Source organism: Pseudoalteromonas sp. H105 (genome assembly GCF_001469215.1).
Classification (GTDB): Bacteria; Pseudomonadota; Gammaproteobacteria; order Enterobacterales; family Alteromonadaceae; genus Pseudoalteromonas.
In genome coordinates this window covers 192,401-215,665 of sequence record NZ_LOFH01000006.1, presented here as the reverse complement: position 1 = coordinate 215,665, position 23,265 = coordinate 192,401, and the positions used below count along the sequence as shown (strand labels likewise).

Here is a 23,265-nt window from a genome sequence, read left to right as displayed (position 1 = left end):
TTAAAATGGCATTTTCATGCCCGGTGGTAATTGCATGCCACCCGTTACTTTACCCATGCGCTCTTGAGTTTCATCAGCTACACGGCGAACAGCATCGTTACACGCAGCGGCTAACAAATCTTCAATCATGTCTTTATCATCTTCCATCAAGCTTTCATCAAGCTCAACACGACGAACATTGTGATTACCCAGCATGGTTACTTTTACAAGACCAGCGCCAGCTTCACCAACAACTTCCATATTAGCTATTTCTTCTTGGGCCTTTTGCATGCGCTCTTGCATTTGCTGCGCTTGCTTCATCATGTTACCCATTCCACCTTTAAACATAATTTTCTCTCTTTGTGTAATCTTTAATTGTCATGAAGATAAGGGCTATTGTAATGAATTACAATGCCTGGATACTGTTTTCGTCTATTATTGCAGAAAATAACTGCTGAAATTGCACGATATTTTCATCTGAATTAATCACATCAATTGCTTGCTGATGTCGTCCAACATCTATTTTTTGCTGGATTAAATAAGGTGAGTCAATTACACCTTGCGCAAAATTGATACTGAGCGTTACGTTGTGCTCGTATATACTTGAAAGTGCAGCATCGAGCTTTTGCCTAAGTATCGGCGAATCTAAGTGCTTTTGTGATTCATCGACATCAATATGTAAATCATGGCCTTGTTTAGTGAAAATTGAATGCAATGCAAATTGACGCATTCGTCCACCTAGTCCCATCCGTTTAATTAAATACGCCCACTCATCTTGTTGATGAGCGAATCTAATCTCACTGATTGGACTTTGAAAGTCATCAGGGACTGGAATACTAGGCTCCTGTACAACCACTTCAGGCTTTTTCTGTGGATTAATTTGCTCAAGTAACTCAGGCGCTAAATTTTCAGTAATTGTTTGATGCTTTTCTTTAAAGTCAACTTTTTTTGTTGCAACTTCATTAGCTGAGCGTGTCTGGCTCCCCGTTTCTGGGAGCGCTGACTTTTTTACGGTTTGCCCTGCGTCATTCGACCAAGGTGGCGCATCAATAGTCGCAGATTGCAGCTCTGCTGCCTGCTGTGGCTGTGACTCAACCAATGGTGCTTGAGGCTCAGGTCTAGGAGTATTTTCGTCAGCATGGTTAACTTGTTGCGCTGTAGTTTGTGTGCTCTTAATATTCGCACCAGACAACTTACCTGCACCGGATATGTTTCTATCACGTAGAATGCGCGCTATGGCTGATTGTGCTTGTGACTCTTGTTGGGCAATTAAGTCTTGAGGTTCGCTATTAGCGTCAGGCTCAACTTGTGCTGTTTGGGCTTGGTCATTAAAGCCTTGCTCTACTGCACTGCTCATAATGTCATCAAACTGTGTCGCTAACGTTTGTTCAGCGTCACTGTGTTGTTGGTAGGCATCGTCTTGACTTTGCTGCTGAGCATGTTCATCGCTGTGGGTGATTTTAGTGTTTGACGGTGCTTCTATTTTATCGACTTGATTTACTGCTTGTGCGACTTCACCAAGTTGTTCACTGGTTTTGCTTTGCTCAACTTGATTCCCCGATGCAATGTTATTATCAGACTGCAGTTTATCGGCTGCATTTACATCACTGACTGTTGGCTGTATCTCACGATTAGCCTCAGCGCTGGGACTTTGCTGCACCGTTTTATTTTTATTAATAATATCGCGCAGTGCACTGGCTCGGCCAATTTTGTTTTGTATCGGCTGCGTTGTGCTAGGTGACTCTTGCGTTGAAAAAGAACCCGCAGGTTCAAAGGCAAGAAGCCTTAGCATTATCATTTCAAAACCTAACCGAGGTTCAGGAGCCCACTGTAAATCTTTTTTACCATTGAGCAGTAACTGATAGTAAATTTGAATTTGCGTGCTTTCACAGCTAAGAGCAACCTCACGCACAAACTCTGCATTCACTTCATCTAATTTAGCTGCATCTGGCACAAGTTGTGTAAGCTGAATTAAATGTGTTAAACCAATGAGATCATCTAACAAAGAGATATATTGTGGGTTTTGTGATGCAACTTGCTCTACTTGAGCCAGTAAACCTGCACCATCTTGCGCAAGTAGCGCAGCCAGTATATGTTGACTGTAATGATTATCCATCAAACCCAACATACTTTGTACAGCTTGATGCTGTATGTTGCCATTTGTTTGTGCAATAGCTTGATCAGTTAAACTAAGTGCATCGCGCATACTACCATCAGCGGCTTTAGCTATGATGTGTAATGCCTGCTCATCAAAACTTAATTGTTCTTCGTTTAGTACATACTCTAGTTGCTGTAAAATCTCAGGTTGTGATAACGCATTCAGATTAAACTGCAGGCAACGCGATAGTATCGTAACGGGTAGCTTTTGTGGGTCTGTTGTAGCAAGTAGAAATTTAACGTGTTCTGGTGGCTCTTCTAACGTTTTCAATAACGCATTAAAACTATGCTTGGAAAGCATGTGCACTTCATCAATAAGGTACACTTTATAACGTCCGCGAGTAGGTGCGTATTGAACGTTATCAAGAATCTCACGGGTATCTTCTACTTTGGTCCTTGATGCAGCATCAATTTCGAGTAAATCAATGTAGCGCCCTGCTTCGATGTCCTTACAGCTGCTGCATTTGCCGCAAGGTTGGGCAGAAATACCTTCGTCACAATTTAAGCTTTTGGCAAAAATTCGTGCAATCGTAGTCTTACCCACCCCGCGGGTCCCAGTGAATAAATAAGCGTGGTGCAGTCTATTTTGTGTTAATGCATTAATTAATGCTTGTTTCACATGTGACTGACCGACCAATTCATGAAAGGTCTGAGGACGCCATTTTCTCGCCAGGACTTGGTAACTCATGTAATTATTCGCCTTCGAATTCAACCAGTTTTAGGATTTTAATGCCCATTTTTTCGATACGTTGTTCACCACCAAGTTCTGGTAATGACACAACAAAGGCTGCATCAGTTGCATTGCCACCGAGTTTATTTACTAGCTTAGCAGTCGCTTCAATTGTGCCACCTGTTGCTAATAAATCATCCACTAAAAGCACTTTATCACCAGGAACTATCGCATCCGTATGAAGTTCAAGCACATCTTCGCCATATTCAAGTTGATAATCTTGAGAAATAACAGCACGAGGTAATTTACCTGGTTTACGCACTGGAATAAATGGAATTCCTAATGCGTATGAAAGCGGCGCACCAAAAATGAAACCGCGTGACTCAGTGCCTATAATTTTGGTAAACCCTTGGTCTTTATAGGCATCAATAAATGCGTTGATAGTTGCTTGAAATGCAGCTGGATCAGCCATTAGCGTTGTTACATCACGAAACATAATGCCTGCTTTTGGGTAGTCGGCTATCGTTGTGATACTGTCTTTAATGATAGATGGTGTTGTCATAATTTAAGCTGTTATATCGTTTATATTACAAAGCAGGTAATTATATACCCAAGCGACCCTAAGATGCGAGCTTCGCTGAAATTAAAACGCACTAAGATAAAAAATCAAGAGACAATGACACTAAGTCTCGAGGGAACAATTGCTGCAGTCATTTTATTTACATGCACTTTAGGCTTGCGGTAAGAAAATAAGCGTTAAAAAATGGATTAAAACTGGCTAGAAAGGCTGTACCAAGTACAGCCCTATTACATTTAAATGGATTATATTACGAGAGAGTAGTTATCCAACCTAAAATTGCATTCAAGCAACCAATTCCAACAAAAATAGCTAAAAATGCTAAGAAATACATTAAATTAAATGGGTCTTTAAAATCTTTATCTTCCGACATGGTACTACCTTTTATTAAGCGCGACGTTTAAAAGCGCACATGATAATTCATGTGAAATTATCAATAAAGGTTTTCATCTTTATTTTTTGTCACAATAACCCCTTTTTGAGCCATCGTAAGTAACGTACTTTTAGCCCCTGCTTGGATTTGTTGTTCGCTAAATTGAGGAGCTTGAAGCATCACGCCATTGCATAGTTCATAAAAATGAATCCCTGGTGTCGCCTCAATAAGTGAAAGCAACAATGCCGTCATCGCATTCGTCACAAGAAACTGAGTATCATCTTCTTGATCTCTATAAACCACAAAATAATGCGGGGTTGCATCTGGTTGGGTAGGTATATAATCAGCACTAATATTATGAACGGCATATTGATAGCTTAAATGGCGTGCCGTACTACTTATATATAAAGGGGCCGAAGTTAAGTCACTGTCGATAATACACTCACTCTCGTCTTGTTGATATATAGACACGTCTAATTCAACCCATTCATAATGCGCAAGCTCGATCATAAAAATAGGATCATCTTGTGATTGCTCATATGTATTTACCAAATAATTGACAAATTCTGCAGCAATATCTAAGAAATACGGTGATTGACAGTCATGCTCACTAAAAAACCGCCTGATTAGCTTTTGCCAATTTTCACTGGAGTACAATGTTTTTAGAACCGGAAAACCCGATGAAATAAACCCTTCGATATTATTAAAAAATAAATCACGATAAATGGCCATTCGGCGGTCTTCAACGCCAAAAGGCAGTGAGATTTTGTCAGGCTGACGAATATGATCAATAAAGGCGTGTTGGATTGATTCAAAAGACATATCGCTTAAGCTCGCTTTTGCTTTATGAAGCCGTGTTTGCTTTGTAACTGCGTTATTTTATCTAACTCTTTCACTAAAACATCCATTGGTGGAATGTTAAAGTCTCGTTCTAACAGTGTTGGGGATACACCATGAAACTCGTAAGTCTTATCCAACAACGCCCAAACGGGATCAATGACATCAGCACCATGTGTATCAACAATCAAATCGTCTGCTTCATTGTAATGCCCAGCAATATGAATATAATCAACCCTGTCAGAAGGTAAACCTTCAAGAAACTCAACTGCGTTATAGCCATGATTGATTGAGTTTACATAAATATTATTTACATCAAGTAGTAACTTACAATCAGCCTGTAACAGAATTTCTGTTGTGAATTCGAGTTCACTTAATTCTTGACCAGGTGCTGCATAATAAGAGACATTTTCGATTGTCAAAGGCTGTTCTAAAATATCCTGTACTTGCTTTATTCGTGTGACAACATGTTTAATTGCTTGTTCTGTAAATGGAATTGGCATTAGATCATACATATGCCCTTTACCAGAACAATAACTTAAGTGTTCACTGTAACGTCTAATATCATGCTCTTTAAAAAAGCCCTTTAATGCTTTAATAAAATCGATATCCAACGGTTCTGGTGAACCTATAGATAAAGACAAGCCATGGCAGACAAAGTTATGCGCATTTGTAAGTGATTTAAATTGCTTTTTATATCGACCACCCAATTTCAGCCAATTTTCTGGAGCGACCTCAAAAAAGTCAATTTGCTCTGGTACGTCAGTAAGTAATTCATCTAGCATTTCTCGGCGTAAACCTAAACCCACCATACCAAATTCATTCTTGTTCAAATTCATATACATTCCTAATATACCCAAGCAAACTGTAATAAGTGTTAACGCATTAATAAGTAGTAAATAATAGCTGTTTATTCATTAACACAGGAGAAGTCATTGTGCATTGAGTGCTTAGAATTAAGATAAGTTAGAATCAATAAGACAGTAACCCTATCGATCCTAAATGTTAAATTAGCAGCTTAGTGGCTACCACCACACTTACCTTCGCCACATTTACCTTCTTTTTTTCCTTTTTCGCCTTTCATTTTAGCATGGCCACCGCATTTGCCTTCTCCACATTTTCCTTCGGTTTTAGCCTTTGCATCCTTTGCTTTTGCATGCCCACCACATTTGCCTTCGCCGCATTTACCTTCAGTGACCATTTTAGCGTCTTTTGATTTTGCATGTCCGCCGCACTTCCCTTCACCACACTTTCCTTCAGCCTTGGCTTTAGCATCTTTTGCTTTTGCATCACCGCCACATTTACCTTCGCCACACTTGCCTTCAGCTTTCACCTTAGCGTCTTTTGACTTAGCGTGACCGCCACATTTACCTTCTCCGCACTTACCTTCTGTAGCATCTATTTGGTAGCCAGTTATTAACTCTTGAAATTCAAATGGATTAGCTTCAGCGTGAGTAGATACTATACTTGCACTGCTGATCACAACGGCACCTAGTGCCAATGCAACTGTATTTTTTTTAACTGTGTTCATTGTTTTACTCTCTCTTTATTCAATAGGTATACTTAATAGACCAGCGTCTAAGATAAAACTTTCAAAAAATTTAAAATAACCTTTATTATTTTTGATAGATACAAAGAACCGATATTGATTTATCAATTACCTAGGAAAAGGTAAACTACGCATCCATTTTTTTAAAGGTAAAAGTTACATCAATGAAATTAGTATTAGCACCAATGGAAGGCGTTGTAGATTTTAAAATGCGCCAACTACTTACCGACATTGGTGGTTTTGACTTGTGTGTAACCGAATTTGTTCGCGTAATAGATGCAAAATTACCTGACAAAGTGTTTTACCGCTATTGCCCAGAACTTAATAATAATGGATACACTCGCGCAGGTACACCTGTTCGTATTCAATTATTAGGGCAAGTTGCAGAAGCTTTAGCTGAAAATGCTGCTAAAGTTGTTGAGTTAGGATCACATGGAGTCGACCTTAATTTTGGTTGCCCAGCTAAAACGGTGAATCGGAGCAAAGGCGGTGCCGTGCTTCTTAAAGATCCTGAGCACATGTATCAAATCATCAAAGCCGTGCGTGAGGCTGTTCCAAAAAAAGATGAAGTCAGTGCAAAAATTCGCTTAGGCTTTGATGACGATAGTAACAGCCAAGAGATTGTAGATGCCGTTGTGAGTGCCGGCGCTAACAGTATTGCGATACATGCTAGAACAAAGCGAGATGGCTACAACCCACCTGCATATTGGGAGAAAATTCCGCCGTTAATTCAAGGTAAAGACATTGATGTAGTGGCTAATGGAGAAATATGGCAAGTATCAGATGCTATCTTATGCCAACAACGCAGCCAATGTGCTGATCTTATGTTAGGTCGAGGCGCTTTATCACACCCTGATTTAGCTAGAAAAATTAAGGCACATATTAATGCTGAGCAATATGATGGCCTAAAGTGGGAAAATATTTTATATCATATTATTCACTCTTCCATGCACCATGATCCGAGTAAGGACGAAAAATACTTTGCATCTAGAACAAAGCAATGGCTTGGCTACTTAAAACGTGAATATACGCAAGCCAGCACATTATTTGACGAAATACGACGTTTAAAGACAAAAGAAGATGTCGCTTTGGTCTTAAACAAATATGCAATCGCTCCCTAAGTTGATACACATCATTATTAACCTCAATTAAATTATGGATAATACCCTCATCGCACAATGAGGAAATAAGCCATGAATCAATCACAACATACTTTAGCGCGTTTAAACAATGAGCTAGCTTCGCAGCGTAAATCGCTACTAGCGGCTCTCGCGCAATCAAACAACCTAACCCATCACTGCTTATTACATACCCTTGAATCGAATAACCCAGAGCAATGGCTTGAACTTACAGAACGTCAGCTTGGCTCTGAGTACAGCGAATTAATCATCCGGTTGGAGAAACTTGAAGCAGCCGTTTGCCAAATAGAAATCGGTCAATACGGCTACTGTTGCGATTGCGAAGAGAAAATTGATGCACAGCGTTTATTAGATGACCCCACTAACCAGCGCTGCAAAAAGTGCGACCCAGACTAAAGTTTTTACATCTTGTCTAAGAGCGGTGCAAACGCAAAACTAAACGCAGGAAAGTAAACTAAATTTTCTACTGCATATGTGGCCTGCTCAGATGACAATTTAACACGTTTTTCTAAATTAACTCTCGCTTGTTGCGCTGTCCAAGCATGATAATGAATCCCTAAATCAGTTTCCATCATCGCGAGCCAAAAGACCTTATCGGATTCGGTCATTGTTTCAATTAATGCTAATGCGCTCAACGGCAAGTTTTTATAATTTTGCTCCCAATCAAGCCCCTCTATTAATTTATCTGAATGAACGTTTACCCATTGCTCAAGCAATGACTCAGAATGGTCATTTGAAAAAGACCGTGTATATTTTTGCTGCAAAGATAACTCAAGCATGCTTTGTATTTTCGTTAGCCAAACTAAAGGTGGGTTTGTTTTTTGCCCAAAATAGTTCAATTTGCTTTGGTACCACGCCGCGCCATTTGGTAAACCAAGTAAGCCTAAACTGCCACGCGGGATATAATCAGCTAGATATTCATCTAAATTAACTAAAGCCTTTGCTATATCTTTTGGAATATTTGCCTGTTGTTTCGCCCTTGTAATATGCGATTTAAGACTGTTTAGTTCAAGCTTGCTTAATTTTAACTTACTCTCTAACCCCTTTGAGAGCTGCTGCTCTGTAAACTCAACCCAGTTAACAATTTGCTGTTCAGTTAACGATTCAGCATTGAGCATATTTTCAACAACATTTATATTGGCTGGCCATGGAAAATAACGTGCTGGAAAACGCTCTGCAATGCTTAAATAATCTGTTAGTTGCTGCTCCGAAGGCGTTAAGTTCATAGCATTTAAGGATCTATAAATTTCATGCCGCGTTTTAAGATACGACTCTGAATATGGCAGCTTACTCTCAGTCTTCATTTCATGAATTGTCTGGTTCTTTAAAGGCTGTAAAAGTGAATTTTGTAGTTTTAACTGATGCCTCACTTGGTTTACATCAGCATAATGCGTAACTGGCTCACTGCACGCAGTTAAAAACAATATCAATAAGCTTGCGCCCAAGTATTTTCTCATTTTAAGATCCAAAAAATTCTTTGCTAAGAAGTGTTAATAAATATACTTTTATTCAAATAAAAGAAATAAAAAAAGCCCCATAGGGGCTTTTTAAACTGTAAATAACAATATACTAAATTTTAACACCGTTGCGAGCGGCTTTATCTTTAATATAAGTTGACCAACCTTTTGCAAACTTACGAGTGCGAGGATCGTCCATTGCTTTTACAATTGCAGCATATGCTTGCTTATATTTCTCTTGATAGTAATAAGCTTCCGCTAGATCTGTATATATAGTTCCTTTTTTATCAGAACCTAATTCCAGCGCTTTGTTCAAACGAACAACAGCTGAGCTATAATTTTGCGACTGAAGTAATAATGAACCCGCTTTGCGGTAAAGCTCAGCATCATCATCAAACTTAGCAGCTTCTTCATAGTACTTAGCAGCTTTTACAATATCTTTAGAGCGATGGTAATTACTTGCTATTGCGCTAACATTTTGTTTTGTACGCTTTACTATCTTTTCATTTATAGACTTTTCAAGAACTTGTGCAGCTTTGAAAGGTATTTCATTCAAAGAATAGAAATTTGATAAAACTTTATAGTCAACTTCAGCTTCAAAATAACCATTTTTGTAAGCTACTTCCATTGTTGCAAGACCTTTTTTATAGTCTTCCGTTTGAAGGTAGTACTTACCTAAGCTTACCCATGCTTTTTTATCGTCAGGCCAGATACGAACAATCTCTTCACCTACTTTTACCATATTGCTATAGTCTTTAAGCTCGAAGTACGAACCTAACTTAAGTTGGTAAGGGCCTTTATTTGGCTCTTTATTAAGTTTAATTGCTTTATCTGCCGGCTCAAAAACGTCGCGGAATTTTTCTAACTGGTAATTAGCTTGAGCAATACGGGTATAAACCGTTGCATCTTCTTCACCAGTGAAATCCATCCACTTCAAGTAAGCTTGTTTGGCTTTTTCATACTGTTCAGTACCAGCATACATATCACCTAATGTTTTTAAACTTTGCTCTTGATCCGCAAAGTTCAAAACATCAGGGGCTACAGCTAACTCTAGGAACTTAATCGCAGTTTTGTACTGCTCTTTTTGCCCATACATACTACCGAGGTAGCGGTTAACTGTTGCTTTATCAAAGTCATCTGAAGGTTCAAGCTCTTCAAGCATAGCGATTGCTTCGTCAAGCTTGTCTTCATTATACAAATCAAATGCTTTTACAACTTTTTTACCAGTGCGCTCACCCATGATTTTAGTTTTTGCTTTTTTACGCTCTTCTATCTTCGCGTAATCTGGCGCAGCTAAAACCGGTGCAGTAATCACTGCACCCGAGAGAGACATAAGTACCGCAAGTGCTGTTACTTTAGATAAATTTCTCATACTTGCCTCCTTAATTGCCTTGGTTAAGTTTAAAGTCTAACTGAACTTGTAAACCAACTTGCTTTTGTGGCTTACCGTCAATGATCTTAGGACGATATTTCCACTTTTTAAGTGCACGCTTAGCTTCTCTATCAAAAATTCGTTTAGGGTCAGCGTCGATTACTTCAACATCAGTTACCCCACCCAATTCATCGATTGAGAATGAAAGTTGTACCCAACCTTCTTTACCATCACGTGCCGCTTGTGTTGGATATTTTGGTTCAATACGAACGATAGGTGTCGCATCACCGTCACGTCCAAATGCACCTGGACCACTTAAGCCACCAGCCGAACTTCCCACATCGATGCTACCCATATTAAATGACATAGCACCCGGATTAGGGTTGTTGTTTTCCGGCTGAGGCGGAACACGCTTCCTCTCCTGCACCTTAGATTCAGGCGGATTCGTCATAATTTCGACTACGATCTGCTCTTTTTGCTCCGTGTTACGGTCAGCCCCACCAGAGATGAGGAAGGCCATGAAGTAGAACAAGCCGAAAGTAACTGCCCCACCTGCAATCAGTGAAAACAGAAAACGAATCATTACTGATCTCCAGCTATTGAAATTCTCAGGTTGTCACCCGTCGCTTTGATCTGGTCCATAACTTTAACCACTGTGCCATGCTTTGCTTCTTTATCAGCCTGCAAAATTACAACATCAGTAGGTTGTTCTGCTAATAAACTTTCAATTTTTGCTGAAACACGTTCAACATCAACTTGCTGTTTATCAATCCAGATTTCACCGTTGTTACGAATTGCAATAAAAATGTTCGCATTTTTTTGCTTCGTAGCTTGGGCCGCTTTTGGTTTATTGACCTCGATACCAGCCTCTTTAACGAACGATGTAGTTACGATAAAGAAAATAAGCATGATAAATACGATGTCAAGCATTGGCGTCATATCAACCGCTGCTTCTTCTTCTTCACGAAAACGTTGTTTACGTGCCATATTTAATTCTCTCTCTAGTGATGAGGCATACTATCTACAAGTTTGGCTTTCACCATTCTCGCTCTTGCCTCAAGGCGTGAGCTAAAGAAAACTCCAGATAGTGCCGCAACCATTCCAGCCATTGTTGGGATTGTTGCCATTGAAATACCAGATGCCATTAAACGTGCGTTACCAGTACCTTGTGTAGCCATAGTTTCAAATACTGAAATCATGCCTGTTACTGTACCTAGTAAGCCAATTAAAGGACAAATAGCTACTAATGTTTTAATCAACAACATACGCTGATCTAATTTTTCAGACGCTTCAGAAATCCATGCTTCACGGATTCTGTGTGCGTACCAAGACGTAGTGTCTTGGCGGGCATCCCACTTTCCTACAATTTCCTTCGTCATACGAGGAAACTCAGAAAGTAAGAACCAATAGCGCTCAATCATTAAAACCCACATAAGAAAGAGTGCTATCGCGACCACGTATAAAACCTGGCCGCCTGTGCCAACAAAATCCCTGATAGATTCCCAGATCTCCATCAGGACTAGCATTAGGCTTTCTCCTTCTCCGCGTGAGTAGCAACGATACCCGCGCTTTGCTCATCAAGGATGTGTAGTACCGACTTACTGCGACCCGCTACAACAGCGTGAAGAAGGATAAGTGGTAATGCAGCAATTAGACCTAGCGCAGTAGTTACAAGTGCTAGAGAGATGTTACCTGCCATGATCTTCGGATCACCTGTACCGAACAATGTGATTGTTTGGAACGTTAAGATCATACCGATTACCGTACCTAGTAGACCAAGTAGTGGCGCGATTGCAGCAAGGATTTTGATGATGTTGATACCAGCTTCGATACGTGGCGTTTCACGAAGAATCGCTTCATCAAGTTTAAGCTCAAGGTTTTCAACGTCTTGGTTTTTATTCTCTTGGTACACTTTAAGAATACGGCCCAATGGGTTATTTGCATTCGGTGTAGACACGTTTTTAAGCTGGCTCTTAATTTTGCCCGTAGTAATTGTTAAATCAACAAAACGAACTAAGAAGATTAATAAACCAAAGCCTAGTAAAGCTGTGATGATATAACCAACTACATCACCTTGATGGTAATATTCCATCAAAGATTTTTTCTGTGTATTGATACGTAAGATAGCACCACGTGTTGGATCCACGTAAACACCAGCGTATTCACCCGCAGAAGTAGCTGCTAAATCATCAATACCAGCAAGGATGTAACCATCTGGTTGCTTACCTAGAGGCTGGATAGACTTAGTTTCTGGTGAGTAGATTAGGTAACCATCGTCTGTAACTAAGTTAAAGTTACCAATACGTGTTACTTTTTTCACTGAAGAGTTACCGTCAAGACCTGCAACTTCTGTTTCAAAAGTTGAAACTTTAGCTGATTCAGTCATTTCAGTTTGTAGTGAAATCCAAAGTTCTTCTAATTCACGAACTGTTGGTAATTCTTTAGCCGCAGCTAATGAACGTAAGATTTCAGCACGGCCTGGCTTTTCGGCAGATACAAGTGATGCTTCGATTGAACCGATTGCATCTTGAGCAGCACGACGAACAACACCGAACATCTCACCTAGAGTACCTTGAGCGTTTTGAAGAGCTTGCTCTCTTTCCGCTAAAGTATTCTCATTTTGTGCATATTCTTTAGTAAGACGATCACCACGTGCTTTCTCGCTTGATAAATCGCTTTTAGCTTTGTTAAGTAACGCTTGCTTATCAGCACGAGCTGAAAGAAATTCTTGCTCACGTTGCTTATTGATTTTGCCTTCAGAGATACGCTCTTGCTTAACTTGCTCAAGAATTTTGTCAAGAGCATCAGTGTTTGCATGTGCATTTAGCGCGGTACCTGCAGAAACAGATAGTACTGCTGCAACAGCAAAACCTTTAAATAGTTTCTTCATTATTGATTACTCCGCGCCAAAGATTGGTAGTTTAACAAGTTCTAATGTCGCTTGCTTACGCGCCATACGAATAACTTCTTTAACAGGTTTTAGGTACTCTTCACCTAATTCTTTCCACTGTTTAGTGTTGTTATCCCAAACCCACGCATGCTTCAGATCAAATGATTGAGCAACATAAGTGATACGACCAAGTTGACCGAAATCTACGTTGATTGTTTTACCATTGATTTCAAGCGTACCTTGAGAAGCAGAAACTAATGAGCTGTATGCAGCTTCAATAGTGTATGACTCAAGTACTTGACGGAATTTTTCTGAAGTAGTAACAGAAGAAGAAACCATAGTTTCGCGTAATCTTTCAACACGCGCTAAACGATTTTCGATGTTAAACGGAACGTCCGCTTTGATGAATTGCTCAAGCGTATCGATCATGCGATACATCAAAGGCACAACGTTTTGTTTAGTATTGTCGATAGTCGCGATTTGGCGATCAAACGATTCAATTTGTGCATTTTGGTCTGCGACCAAACGTGCAACGTGATCGTTATAGACTTTCAAAAGCTCAGTTTCATCAACAATGCCACGGTACTCAGCAATTAGCTCTTGAGTTTGACCGTATACGTTGTCAATTTTAGTTTGAGACTTAACCGCAGCCTTTTGAATTTGCTGACCTGCTTTTTGCACGTCATTCAAAGGATCTGCAATCACATTGCTGCTTGCAAATGCAAATGCGCCAACCAACGCAGTTGCTACAAGACTCTTTCTGATTTTAACAGACATAGTTCCCAACCAATTAAGTAATGTTACTTTTATAATTTAATTACCCCCCGAAGGAGACAACCCTGATATCTTTTAATAGATATCAACCCTCCAATAATGCTAAATGCATTGCACGCTGTCAACTTGATGTTTAGATTTAACCATAAATAAATTGTCATATATAATTTTAGCTAACATACAAAAAAACAAAGGATTAACACAATTGTAACAATGATCATGTAAAGCATTCTACAAAGACCACTGCTCATAACGATTTTGAGATATGAAAAAAATTACAAAACATAAATGTAACATTTTATAATTATATTGAGGGTGTAATAAAAAATTGAAAAAAATTTAAAGAAGGTCTAATCATTCATTAAAAAAGCGTTTTTATTCAGCTAAAGATGACAAATTAGACAATACTTGCCACCTTTTAGGTTTCATTACGCGCAATGTGAATTGAACTTTACAGTATATGTATTATAAAGAATCGTTATTTACGAGTTTAGCCAAGGAGATGACTGAATCAACACCTAACTTCTCGAATATTTTTGTTTTATATGTACTAACGGTTTTATTACTAATAAACAGTTTTTCTCCAATATCCTTATTTGAGGCTCCCTCAACTAAGTAATTCATTACTGTTAGCTCTCGCTCCGTTAAAATTTGGTCGATATCTTTGTCATGCGATAAAAGATCCTCTTGAGGAAAAAAAGTAAAACCTCTTAAAATCAATTCAACGGCAGACGTAATATTCTCAAGACTTTCGGCCTTATTTATAAATCCCTGCGAGCCAAGTTTGGCCGCCGTCCTAATAATATGTTTATCTTGTTTTGCAGATAAAAATAAAACTCGCCCTTTATATCCATCTAGAAGCGCTCGTTTATATAAACTAAATCCGTCGGACTCTTCCAATTCGATGTCTAATATAATCAGATCACATTGATTTTTTCTTAAGTGTTCAAGCGCCGCCTTCTGACTTGCTACCGCATAGATATCATTAACTAAAGCTGATTTGCTTAACGCTGTTTTAATAGCCGCGCACACCATAGGATGGTCATCAACAACTAGTACATCATGTGTTGTATTCATTTACTAGCAAACCTTTAACTTAGTATTTCTAATTACTTTACCTTAGTGTAAACCCTGATTATTAATAGCGTGAATAAATTAACCTGCATTAACCTTAATTTTCACAGCATAAAGAAAGATTATAGTGTGAGTATAAGTGAGGATAAAACAAACTAACTGATTGTAAAGTTAACAATCTCTATTGAAGATTTACATGAAGGTGCGAGAATAACCAATTTAACAAGTTTGATACAGGGTTAAACGACTCAGGATGCGAATTTCATAAATAATGACTTAAGAAAAAAAAATATTTAATAATTTAGTATGGAGAGAAATGATTGGAGTGATTAAGAAGAAATTATGGTGAAACAGAGAACTGTTTCACCAAGATGAACTTAGGTTCACATAATAAATTATGCTACTTCTACGTTCTCAGCTTCAGGGCCTTTTTGGCCTTGCTTGATGCCGAAAGACACTTGTTGGCCTTCGCTTAGAGTGCGAAAACCTGAGCCTGTAATAGCGCTGAAATGTACGAATACGTCAGGACCATTTTCTTGTTCAATAAAACCAAAGCCTTTAGCTTCGTTGAAGAACTTAACTTTACCAGTAACCGTGTTTGACATACTAAATTTTCCTGTAAGTCAATAATTAAAATTCAGCCAGATTGGCTATATCCTCCCTGAGTGAATGCCCAAAAAACCATGGGTATAGTACAGGAAGAAGCAAAACCATTAACCGGTAACCTTACACGCCGCACAATATCCGTAAATTCTATACGCAAAAACTCAAAGCAAGTTAAGATTAACACAATATAATCGTTTTAGCTCTATTAATTAAAAAATATTTTATATGCTGTGTATTTATAAGGCTAACACAGCATAACTGGTTAATATAAAGGCTAAAAATATAATATCAGTTAATAATTAACTTTCTATTTTACTTGCCAATCAATTACTGATTCAGCTTTTATAGGGACAACATGATCTCCCCCCAGCGGATAACTTGCAGGTACAGTCCATGGTTGTTTTACTAACGTGACGGTATCTGTATTGCGAGGTAAACCATAAAAATCTGGACCAAAATGGCTCGCAAACCCTTCAAGCTTATCTAATGCACCAGCATCTTCAAATGCCTCAGCATAAAGCTCTAAGGCTGCATGTGCAGTATACGCGCCTGCACAACCGCATGCGGCTTCTTTTTTATCTTTATAATGAGGTGCTGAATCAGTCCCTAAAAAGAACTTATTACTTCCGCTTGTTGCAGCCTCTATGAGTGCTTGCTGATGCGTGTTACGCTTTAAAATTGGCAAACAATAATAATGAGGTCGAATGCCGCCTGCTAACATATGATTGCGGTTATAAAGCAAGTGGTGCGCGGTAATTGTTGCAGCCACATTATCTGACGCATTATTGACAAATTCCACCGCATCTTTTGTTGTAATATGTTCAAGAACGATCTTTAGTTTAGGGAAATCGTTAACTACATCACATAAGATTGTCTCTAAAAATACTTTTTCTCGATCAAAGATATCGATTGATGAATCTGTAACTTCACCGTGAATAAGCAAAAGCATACCAACTTCCTGCATTGCTTCAAGAACAGGGTAAATGTTCTTCATTGAAGTAACACCTGAATCAGAATTCGTTGTAGCACCAGCAGGGTAAACTTTTGCAGCAACAATCTTACCCGTTGCATGTGCCTTTTTTATTTCTTCTGCAGTCGTATTATCTGTTAAATACAATACCATTAACGGTTCAAAGTTACCTTGAGGTTCAGCAGCCATAATACGATCTCTATAAGAAAGTGCTGTCTCAGTACATATTGCTGGCGGTACTAGATTAGGCATTATGATTGCCCTACCCATATAACGGCTGATATCACGTACTGTATCTTTTAGCTGGTCACCATCACGTAAGTGTACGTGCCAATCATCCGGACGCGTAAGGGTTAAAGTAGGGATTATTTGAGTTTCTTGATTTGACATTACTTAGTTCCACGGGTGAATTTAGCTGATCATAGGCATATGAAGCAACTGAGTAAAGTAATATCCTCAATTTGTTTATTTCAACCTTTTGGTTGATATCACACCAATGTGTACTACTCTTTACAGCTGTAATATATGTTTTTAATTTATTTTTTGTACCAGAGTTAATATTAAGTTAACGTATGCCTATAACTAAAAATATAAACAGCTTCAGACTAATTTATGTCGAATAATGTAGACTCTCCTACCGCACTAGAACTCAAAACTGAACAATTGAGTATTATTAATCAATTTTCATCCAGTCTTTTGCAACTTGATGAACTCGATGAATTGTTTGAGTACGTCACAACACAAGTTGTAAAGCGCTTAGGTTTTGTCGATTGCGTTATTTACCTTGCCAATGACTTAAACGAGACCCTTCATGAAGTTGCAGCTATGGGCGTTTCACCTATTGCAACTGATTATTACATTGAACAAAATGTGATACCTTTTAATCAAGGTATCACAGGTTATGTTGCCACAACTGGGCAGGCAGTGATAATTGGGGATGTTAGTTCTGACGTTCGCTATATAGCCGATGCGCGCCCTGCCATGTCAGAGTTGTGCGTCCCTCTTATATATAATTCAAAAGTGCTAGGGGTCATCGACTGTGAACACCCTGCTCGCAATTATTTCACTGACGCTCACCTTGAAATACTGACAACGGTAGCGCATTTGTTAAGCGCAAAAATAAATCAGGTACGCACTGTAAAAAGCCTGCAAAAAACGGTTAATCAACTTAATAATGCACAAAAGCTAGAAACCACTCTATTACAAATTGCCAATTTAACGTACCAAGCAAGCGATTTAGATACATTCTTAGAATCTCTTCATAATGTGATGACGAGCTTACTTAGAACTGATAACTTTTTAGTTGGCTTGTATGATAAAAATATAGATGTACTTGAAATTGTTTATATTATTGAAGAAGGCGTGCGTTCAAACGCACATAAAAAAGTATCTAAAGAACAACTAAAACATACTGCATCATATTATATGCTTAGTGCTGAGCGATCATTATTATTGGACAAAGTCGAGTATCAACAGCACATAGATGCTGGACACTTTAAAATGGTAGGACGACCTTCAGAATCTTGGCTTGGTGTGCCATTCGATGTAAACGACCACACGACGGGTGTAATCGTCGTTCAAAGCTACCAAGCGAAATATCATTATAGCGAGCATGATAGAAACATATTAACCTACGTTAGCCGACAAATTAGCATGGCAATTGATAGGCAGCTTTCTCGTCAAGCACTGGAACACAGAGCGTTACACGACGAGCTAACAGGTTTAGCAAACCGCTCTTTGCTCATTGAAAAAATGAAGCATGCTATCTTAAAGCTAGCCCGAGAGCCTAAAAAAGTTAGCCACTGCTTGCTGTATTTGGACTTTGACCGCTTTAAGAGTATTAATGATTCCTTGGGCCATGAGGTCGGAGACCACTTTTTAATTGCAATCTGTGAGTTAATAAAAGGGACTATTCGTAATACTGATACATTTGCTCGGTTAGGCGGTGATGAATTTGCCATTTTCATGGAAAATATTAGCCATAAAAACCAAGTAAACGAAGCATTAAAAAGAATCGAAGCCGTTCTATCTCAGCCTATTAACGTCGATGGTCACTTACTTCAAGCATCAACCAGTATAGGTGTTGCGTTTACTCAAAGTAGCGATGATAAAGCGTATCAATTACTTCAACACGCTGATGCCGCCATGTATGAAGCAAAGTCATCAGGCCGTGGACAAGTAAGGTTTTTTAACGGCACGATGCGTAAAAAGCTCAAAACACACGCTGATATAGAAAATGACCTCCAACATGGTATTGAGCATAATGAATTTGAACTCTACTACCAGCCTATATTTACGATTCAAAGTAATGAAATAATCGGCTTTGAAGCGTTAGTTCGTTGGCACCATCCTATAAAAGGGTTTGTTCCACCGAATGATTTTATCCCTGTCGCCGAAAATACGGGGCAAATAATTAATTTAGATCTGCACTTACTCGATCTAGCAGCACAACAAATCGCGGCGTGGATATCACAAAAAAAACGTTTTTTAAGAGTTACTGTAAACGTGTCATCAAGGCACTTTGCCAGCCTTGACTTTGTACCACAGATCCATTCAATTTATAATAAATACCAATTACCGTTGGGCTCATTATGTTTAGAAATAACAGAGTCCGGATTGATTGAAAACTTAGAATTGGCCACTCAAATCATCGAAGGCCTCGCCCCTTTAAAAGTAAAACTGTGTTTGGACGATTTTGGTACAGGGTACTCCGCACTCGGGTATTTACACCAACTGCCTATACATGTGCTTAAAATTGACAAAAGCTTTATAGATAACCTACAAGGTGACTCTAACCCGCTCGTTGGTGCTATTTTATCACTCGCTTCATCATTAAAATTAGATGTTGTTGCAGAAGGAATAGAAACACAAGAGCAATTATCTATATTACAAAATACCCAATGTGATTTTGGACAAGGCTTTTTAAAGTCAAAGCCGCTGCCTGCCCTTGAAGCAATAAGCTTGATAGATCACCCGTTGTAATACGTAAAATTGATAGATACAAAAAAGCCCTGAGGTATCTCAGGGCTTTTTTGTATCTATTTTTAGGTGCTACCCTACCAACCAATGTGCCATGAACGCGATGACCGGTAAAGTAACAAGCGTCCTTAGAATAAATATAATAAAGAGTTCAAAAATATTCACAGGGATTTTACTGCCTAATAACAGCGCACCCACTTCTGACATGTATATTAACTGTGTGACACTCATTGCCGCAATAATAAAGCGCGTTACGTCACTTTCAATAGAGCCTGCTGCTAATATGGATGGAATAAACATATCAGCAAATCCGACCATAATTGTTTGCGCAGCCGCCTCTGCTTCAGGCACACGTAACAATTCAAGGAATGGGATAAATGGCATACCTAAGTATTGAAATATAGGCGTATATTCGGCAATAATTAATGCGAATGTTCCCACTGCCATAACAACAGGCAATACTGCAAACACCATATCTAAGGCATTATGAATACCTTCTTCAATAGTCCCTTTAATGCCAGGGGCTTTATCAGCTTTATCTAATGCAACATCAAGCGAATGTTTAAAAAGAGTTTTACCTTCGGGAACAAGTTCAGCGTTTCCATCTGGCTCTTTTCCATCGATAAATACATCTTTTTTAAAACTAAGCGGCGGAAGCCTTGGTACGATAATCGCTGCGACAACACCAGCTAGACAGACAGTTAAGTAAAAAGGTGCAAATAAATACTCGAGCTTTACTTGGCCAATTACAACCAAGCAAAAGGTAATAGACACAGCTGAAAAGGTCGTGCCAATAACAGCGGCTTCTCGTTGTGTGTAATATTTGTCTTCGTATTGACGGGCTGTCATCAATATACCGACACTCCCATCACCTAACCATGACGCAACACAGTTCACAGCACTACGCCCTGGGACACCAAACAATGGACGCATTACTCTAGTCAGTAATGTACCTACTAATTCTAGCAGGCCAAAGTTCAACAGCAACGGCAGTAACAAACCGGCTAATATAAAGACAGAAAATAAAACGGGTAATAAGTCCTTTAAGACTAGCAATCCTGTGTTCTCAGAATTAATAGCATGAGGACCTATTTGGTAGTAAGTCATTAGTACAAATACAGTGCCTAACAAGCGCGTTACTAGCCAAATCCAACTCACATTAAACAAATGATTTAACAAGCGAAATTTGGTTAACATCTTGGGCTTTAAAACACTGAACAGCAACGACATTACACCGGTAATGCAGATAATAGTCGCAATCAGGCCCAGTGCAAAGTCGTTAAATGCCGTTTGAATCCCTTTAGCCATCACCGCAATTGGAATAGTCATTATTTCACCTGATGGAACAGGTGTCATAAATAAGAAAACACCAATTAATGACGGAATTAGAAAAGTGAACCACACTTTCAAATTACGCTGTTTTACATCCGGCTTCGGTGTGGGCGAGTTTATCTGTGACATAGTTTCAACCTGTTAAAAACACAAAAAGAGCGAAGTGCTCTTTTTGTGTTAACTTTTTTATTTGTTATTAAATTTTTATACCACGTTGGCGTAAAGCATTCTCTAACGCTTGCTGTAAGTCGTTCATTGTACCTGGCTCTAGTGTAGCGCCTTGGTCATCCATCCACGTTAAACTAGTGCCACCTTCTTTGGTGCGACTAACTAATATTTGATATTGACCGTTCACTACAGGCAATTCTGCAACATCCTCACCCCAAATAGAGTCCCATACACTTGACTCAGGCTTGGTGTAATCAGCAGTAATCAAACCTCGTTCTTGATCAATTTCTACGATAGTGAACGAAAGACGCTCTAAAAACCCAGAGAAGCGATCAAATACGTCGTCATAACTTTGCTCAGTCACTAGTGCGGCATTACCTTTGTTATCAAAGCCCATTTCCAACGAGATGATGCCTTGTTTTTTACGTAACTCGAGCTCTAGTTGACGATACAAATAGTCAAACTCCGCAATAACTTGATTTAGAGCGCGCACTTCTAATTGCTGTTGCAATAAAGGTGTTAGCTTTTCACTTTTACTTTTATAGTCAACCAACTCACTGCGTAAAGAAACCGTTCTTTGATGTGATTTTTGATCCAATGTAAACAGAAATCGCTGCTGTGATACTTCTTTAGCGCTATCCCACAACCACCCTTCTTCTGGTTGAATGATTGCATACCAACCCGTTTCAAGTGTGCCTGCTTGCTGATCAAAATTCATGGCATTTGTTTGGCGCTCTAACAGCACACTCTGCACTGCTTGCCATACAAATTGATCAAGCTCTGTTATACCATCATTTTTATCAAAATAGATACGTGGAAGCTTATCACCTTCCTCAACCCAGCTCCCTTTAGCAACGGTCAAAACCTGAGCTGGAGGACGATAATTTGTTGAATCTGGATTATTATCATATTCTGCCACTTCCATTTTATAAGTTGGATCTTGTCTCGGTTGCGCCAGTTCACCAGGCACCACAACCGGATCACCCGCTTTATAATTACGCTTATGGTGTGCTTCATCAGTAAACACACCACACCCTGATAAACTAACCAACACACTTACCGTAAGCGCCTTTGGGATCCAATACTGCACAGATAATTCTCCTTAGCATACCCTTAATTGTTTTAACAAGTATATGAGTGGGTAATACCGATTTGGTTCAGTGTAAAGTCAAGATTAACCCTACATTTCTTATTTGATGCATGCCCCATTTATTGGATATTAACTTAAAATAGACCAGTGGCTATGCAAAATTTTGACTATGTTACTTTCCCATGCCACTAAAAACAAGAAACACTGCGCTTTAATACGGCTTAATTACTATGGGTTGTAGTTTAAACGCCAATTTGTGCTAAACTTCGCCGCCGTGCATTTACATTTACTCGTTTAGCTCACTGAAGCTGTTATTATTAATATAACCTAGGTACTTGAATTCATGACTGCTTTTTCAAATCATCAAATCGTATTGACTGCTATTGGCGAAGATCGTCCAGGTATTGTGAGTGAGTTAACTCAATTGGTCAGCGATTGTCACTGTAATATCATTGATAGCCGTATCGCTATTTTAGGTAATGAATTCACATTCATCATGCTACTCGCCGGCGACATGTCAGCAATTAGCCGCATTGAACATACTTTGCCTGTAAAAAGTATGGAACTTGGCTTATTAACCATGATGAAACGCACTTCAAGCCATACTCAGTCTGAATTTTGTGCTGGTTACACTTTAGAATATACAGGTATCGATACGCCTGGGACATTAAGTAAAGTGACACGCTATTTTGCTGATAGTCAAATAAGTATCTGCTCTTTAAAGTCAGACACATATGCTGATGAAGCCAGTACATTGATGCGATGTGAAATTGAGTTTAATATTCCCATCGATGTAAATATTGATGAGTTTAAGATCGCTTTCGAGACACTCTCTCGTACACTAAATGTAGATTATATTTTTAGACGTATTCGATAAGGAGAATAATATGAACTTAATTAATCCATTAAATGCAGGTGATGATGCACCCGCATTTAGCCTACAAAATCAAGATGGTGAAATCATCACACTCTCTGAGTTACTTAAAGAACAGCAAGTATTAGTCTACTTTTATCCAAAGGCATCAACACCTGGTTGTACAGTGCAAGCTGAAAATCTACGTGATGAAAAAAGTGAGCTTGCTAAACTCAATACCCGCGTTGTGGGTATAAGCCCAGATCCAGTTAAGCGATTAAAAAACTTTGAGACCAAAAAAGAATTAAATTTTGATTTACTCTCTGATGAGGATCATGCAATTGCTGAAGCTTTTGGTGTATGGGGATATAAAAAGTTTATGGGCAAAGAATATGACGGGATCCATTTATACCCCCATT

Annotated in this window: 23 protein-coding genes and 1 pseudogene; 5 read left to right on the top strand and 19 right to left on the bottom strand. The window is 38.9% G+C overall.

What is annotated here, in order from left to right; genetic code table 11:
• The 7 genes from ATS75_RS12315 to ATS75_RS12290 form a co-directional block, all read right to left on the bottom strand.
• Positions 1-327 carry a YbaB/EbfC family nucleoid-associated protein gene (locus ATS75_RS12315; RefSeq protein WP_058560717.1) on the bottom strand — a complete coding sequence of 109 codons (327 nt, stop codon included), beginning with the start codon at positions 325-327 and terminating at the stop codon, positions 1-3.
• Positions 328-385: 58 nt separating this feature from the next.
• Complete coding sequence (gene dnaX, locus ATS75_RS12310; protein WP_058560716.1) at positions 386-2,824, bottom strand: DNA polymerase III subunit gamma/tau; 2,439 nt, start codon at positions 2,822-2,824, stop codon at positions 386-388.
• A gap of 4 nt (positions 2,825-2,828) precedes the next feature.
• Entirely contained in the window at positions 2,829-3,368 is a 540-nt protein-coding gene (gene apt / locus ATS75_RS12305; protein ID WP_058560715.1) for an adenine phosphoribosyltransferase, read from the bottom strand.
• 265 nt (positions 3,369-3,633) lie between these two features.
• Positions 3,634-3,756, bottom strand: a complete 123-nt coding sequence (locus tag ATS75_RS20750) for a hypothetical protein (RefSeq protein ID WP_268801568.1) — start codon at positions 3,754-3,756, stop codon at positions 3,634-3,636.
• Positions 3,757-3,816: 60 nt separating this feature from the next.
• Positions 3,817-4,578 (bottom strand): DUF2063 domain-containing protein, encoded by a 762-nt coding sequence (locus ATS75_RS12300; protein ID WP_058560714.1) that lies wholly within the window; start codon positions 4,576-4,578, stop codon positions 3,817-3,819.
• Between the two features lie 5 nt (positions 4,579-4,583).
• Entirely contained in the window at positions 4,584-5,405 is an 822-nt protein-coding gene (locus tag ATS75_RS12295; RefSeq protein WP_058560764.1) for a DUF692 domain-containing protein, read from the bottom strand.
• Between the two features lie 206 nt (positions 5,406-5,611).
• A complete protein-coding gene (locus ATS75_RS12290; RefSeq protein WP_058560713.1) occupies positions 5,612-6,124 on the bottom strand; it encodes a hypothetical protein in 513 nt (170 codons plus the stop codon).
• Between the two features lie 182 nt (positions 6,125-6,306).
• On the opposite strand from ATS75_RS12290, the gene ATS75_RS12285 reads away from it, so the two are divergent.
• Together ATS75_RS12285 and ATS75_RS12280 are read left to right on the top strand one after the other, a co-directional pair.
• A complete protein-coding gene (locus ATS75_RS12285; RefSeq protein WP_058560712.1) occupies positions 6,307-7,263 on the top strand; it encodes a tRNA-dihydrouridine synthase in 957 nt (318 codons plus the stop codon).
• Positions 7,264-7,335: 72 nt separating this feature from the next.
• Entirely contained in the window at positions 7,336-7,677 is a 342-nt protein-coding gene (locus ATS75_RS12280) for a TraR/DksA C4-type zinc finger protein (protein WP_058560711.1), read from the top strand.
• A 5-nt stretch (positions 7,678-7,682) separates the two neighbouring features.
• Here the strand turns inward: ATS75_RS12280 and ATS75_RS12275 are convergent, their stop codons facing one another.
• The 10 genes from ATS75_RS12275 to pyrC all read right to left on the bottom strand — a co-directional run bounded on the left by ATS75_RS12275 (position 7,683) and on the right by pyrC (position 16,814).
• Positions 7,683-8,738 (bottom strand): hypothetical protein, encoded by a 1,056-nt coding sequence (locus ATS75_RS12275; RefSeq protein ID WP_058560710.1) that lies wholly within the window; start codon positions 8,736-8,738, stop codon positions 7,683-7,685.
• 112 nt (positions 8,739-8,850) lie between these two features.
• Complete coding sequence (locus ATS75_RS12270) at positions 8,851-10,110, bottom strand: tetratricopeptide repeat protein (RefSeq protein ID WP_058560709.1); 1,260 nt, start codon at positions 10,108-10,110, stop codon at positions 8,851-8,853.
• A 10-nt stretch (positions 10,111-10,120) separates the two neighbouring features.
• The gene (locus ATS75_RS12265) at positions 10,121-10,693 is read right to left on the bottom strand and encodes an energy transducer TonB (protein ID WP_058560708.1); all 573 of its coding nucleotides are present in this window, start codon (positions 10,691-10,693) and stop codon (positions 10,121-10,123) included.
• Positions 10,693-11,097 (bottom strand): ExbD/TolR family protein, encoded by a 405-nt coding sequence (locus ATS75_RS12260; RefSeq protein WP_058560707.1) that lies wholly within the window; start codon positions 11,095-11,097, stop codon positions 10,693-10,695. Before ATS75_RS12260 ends, ATS75_RS12265 begins: the two co-directional genes overlap by 1 nt.
• Positions 11,098-11,111: 14 nt before the next feature.
• Complete coding sequence (locus ATS75_RS12255) at positions 11,112-11,636, bottom strand: MotA/TolQ/ExbB proton channel family protein (protein ID WP_058560706.1); 525 nt, start codon at positions 11,634-11,636, stop codon at positions 11,112-11,114.
• Positions 11,636-13,000 (bottom strand): MotA/TolQ/ExbB proton channel family protein, encoded by a 1,365-nt coding sequence (locus tag ATS75_RS12250; protein WP_058560705.1) that lies wholly within the window; start codon positions 12,998-13,000, stop codon positions 11,636-11,638. Before ATS75_RS12250 ends, ATS75_RS12255 begins: the two co-directional genes overlap by 1 nt.
• Positions 13,001-13,006: 6 nt before the next feature.
• Entirely contained in the window at positions 13,007-13,777 is a 771-nt protein-coding gene (locus ATS75_RS12245) for a DUF3450 domain-containing protein (protein WP_058560704.1), read from the bottom strand.
• Between the two features lie 462 nt (positions 13,778-14,239).
• The gene (locus ATS75_RS12240; RefSeq protein WP_058560703.1) at positions 14,240-14,851 is read right to left on the bottom strand and encodes a response regulator transcription factor; all 612 of its coding nucleotides are present in this window, start codon (positions 14,849-14,851) and stop codon (positions 14,240-14,242) included.
• Between the two features lie 392 nt (positions 14,852-15,243).
• Positions 15,244-15,453 (bottom strand): cold-shock protein, encoded by a 210-nt coding sequence (locus ATS75_RS12235; protein ID WP_016707789.1) that lies wholly within the window; start codon positions 15,451-15,453, stop codon positions 15,244-15,246.
• A 308-nt stretch (positions 15,454-15,761) separates the two neighbouring features.
• The gene (gene pyrC, locus ATS75_RS12230; RefSeq protein WP_058560702.1) at positions 15,762-16,814 is read right to left on the bottom strand and encodes a dihydroorotase; all 1,053 of its coding nucleotides are present in this window, start codon (positions 16,812-16,814) and stop codon (positions 15,762-15,764) included.
• Positions 16,815-17,036: 222 nt separating this feature from the next.
• Here pyrC and ATS75_RS12225 point away from each other — a divergent pair, with 222 nt between their 5' ends.
• Positions 17,037-19,406, top strand: a complete 2,370-nt coding sequence (locus ATS75_RS12225; RefSeq protein WP_058560701.1) for a GGDEF domain-containing protein — start codon at positions 17,037-17,039, stop codon at positions 19,404-19,406.
• 69 nt (positions 19,407-19,475) lie between these two features.
• On the opposite strand, the gene ATS75_RS12220 is transcribed toward ATS75_RS12225, so the two are convergent.
• Together ATS75_RS12220 and bamC are read right to left on the bottom strand one after the other, a co-directional pair.
• Positions 19,476-20,864 (bottom strand): YjiH family protein, encoded by a 1,389-nt coding sequence (locus tag ATS75_RS12220; protein WP_058560700.1) that lies wholly within the window; start codon positions 20,862-20,864, stop codon positions 19,476-19,478.
• A 67-nt stretch (positions 20,865-20,931) separates the two neighbouring features.
• Positions 20,932-21,993 carry an outer membrane protein assembly factor BamC gene (bamC, locus tag ATS75_RS12215; protein WP_058560699.1) on the bottom strand — a complete coding sequence of 354 codons (1,062 nt, stop codon included), beginning with the start codon at positions 21,991-21,993 and terminating at the stop codon, positions 20,932-20,934.
• A 343-nt stretch (positions 21,994-22,336) separates the two neighbouring features.
• Between bamC and ATS75_RS12210 the strand changes: the two genes are divergently transcribed.
• Both ATS75_RS12210 and bcp read left to right on the top strand, forming a co-directional pair.
• Positions 22,337-22,870 (top strand): glycine cleavage system protein R, encoded by a 534-nt coding sequence (locus ATS75_RS12210; protein ID WP_058560698.1) that lies wholly within the window; start codon positions 22,337-22,339, stop codon positions 22,868-22,870.
• Positions 22,871-22,880: 10 nt separating this feature from the next.
• Positions 22,881-23,252 (top strand): annotated as a pseudogene (gene bcp, locus ATS75_RS12205) (thioredoxin-dependent thiol peroxidase); the annotation flags it as partial.
• Between the last annotated feature and the right edge of the window lie 13 nt (positions 23,253-23,265).

Excerpts from the sequence above, each read along its gene's own strand:
- ATS75_RS12315 (WP_058560717.1), bottom strand. The coding sequence starts at position 327 with ATGTTTAAAGGTGGAATGGGTAACATGATGAAGCAAGCGCAGCAAATG.
- dnaX (WP_058560716.1), bottom strand. The coding sequence starts at position 2,824 with ATGAGTTACCAAGTCCTGGCGAGAAAATGGCGTCCTCAGACCTTTCAT.
- apt (WP_058560715.1), bottom strand. The coding sequence starts at position 3,368 with ATGACAACACCATCTATCATTAAAGACAGTATCACAACGATAGCCGAC.
- ATS75_RS20750 (WP_268801568.1), bottom strand. The coding sequence starts at position 3,756 with ATGTCGGAAGATAAAGATTTTAAAGACCCATTTAATTTAATGTATTTC.
- ATS75_RS12300 (WP_058560714.1), bottom strand. The coding sequence starts at position 4,578 with ATGTCTTTTGAATCAATCCAACACGCCTTTATTGATCATATTCGTCAG.
- ATS75_RS12295 (WP_058560764.1), bottom strand. The coding sequence starts at position 5,405 with ATGGTGGGTTTAGGTTTACGCCGAGAAATGCTAGATGAATTACTTACT.
- ATS75_RS12290 (WP_058560713.1), bottom strand. The coding sequence starts at position 6,124 with ATGAACACAGTTAAAAAAAATACAGTTGCATTGGCACTAGGTGCCGTT.
- ATS75_RS12285 (WP_058560712.1), top strand. The coding sequence starts at position 6,307 with ATGAAATTAGTATTAGCACCAATGGAAGGCGTTGTAGATTTTAAAATG.
- ATS75_RS12280 (WP_058560711.1), top strand. The coding sequence starts at position 7,336 with ATGAATCAATCACAACATACTTTAGCGCGTTTAAACAATGAGCTAGCT.
- ATS75_RS12275 (WP_058560710.1), bottom strand. The coding sequence starts at position 8,738 with ATGAGAAAATACTTGGGCGCAAGCTTATTGATATTGTTTTTAACTGCG.
- ATS75_RS12270 (WP_058560709.1), bottom strand. The coding sequence starts at position 10,110 with ATGAGAAATTTATCTAAAGTAACAGCACTTGCGGTACTTATGTCTCTC.
- ATS75_RS12265 (WP_058560708.1), bottom strand. The coding sequence starts at position 10,693 with ATGATTCGTTTTCTGTTTTCACTGATTGCAGGTGGGGCAGTTACTTTC.
- ATS75_RS12260 (WP_058560707.1), bottom strand. The coding sequence starts at position 11,097 with ATGGCACGTAAACAACGTTTTCGTGAAGAAGAAGAAGCAGCGGTTGAT.
- ATS75_RS12255 (WP_058560706.1), bottom strand. The coding sequence starts at position 11,636 with ATGCTAGTCCTGATGGAGATCTGGGAATCTATCAGGGATTTTGTTGGC.
- ATS75_RS12250 (WP_058560705.1), bottom strand. The coding sequence starts at position 13,000 with ATGAAGAAACTATTTAAAGGTTTTGCTGTTGCAGCAGTACTATCTGTT.
- ATS75_RS12245 (WP_058560704.1), bottom strand. The coding sequence starts at position 13,777 with ATGTCTGTTAAAATCAGAAAGAGTCTTGTAGCAACTGCGTTGGTTGGC.
- ATS75_RS12240 (WP_058560703.1), bottom strand. The coding sequence starts at position 14,851 with ATGAATACAACACATGATGTACTAGTTGTTGATGACCATCCTATGGTG.
- ATS75_RS12235 (WP_016707789.1), bottom strand. The coding sequence starts at position 15,453 with ATGTCAAACACGGTTACTGGTAAAGTTAAGTTCTTCAACGAAGCTAAA.
- pyrC (WP_058560702.1), bottom strand. The coding sequence starts at position 16,814 with ATGTCAAATCAAGAAACTCAAATAATCCCTACTTTAACCCTTACGCGT.
- ATS75_RS12225 (WP_058560701.1), top strand. The coding sequence starts at position 17,037 with ATGTCGAATAATGTAGACTCTCCTACCGCACTAGAACTCAAAACTGAA.
- ATS75_RS12220 (WP_058560700.1), bottom strand. The coding sequence starts at position 20,864 with ATGTCACAGATAAACTCGCCCACACCGAAGCCGGATGTAAAACAGCGT.
- ATS75_RS12210 (WP_058560698.1), top strand. The coding sequence starts at position 22,337 with ATGACTGCTTTTTCAAATCATCAAATCGTATTGACTGCTATTGGCGAA.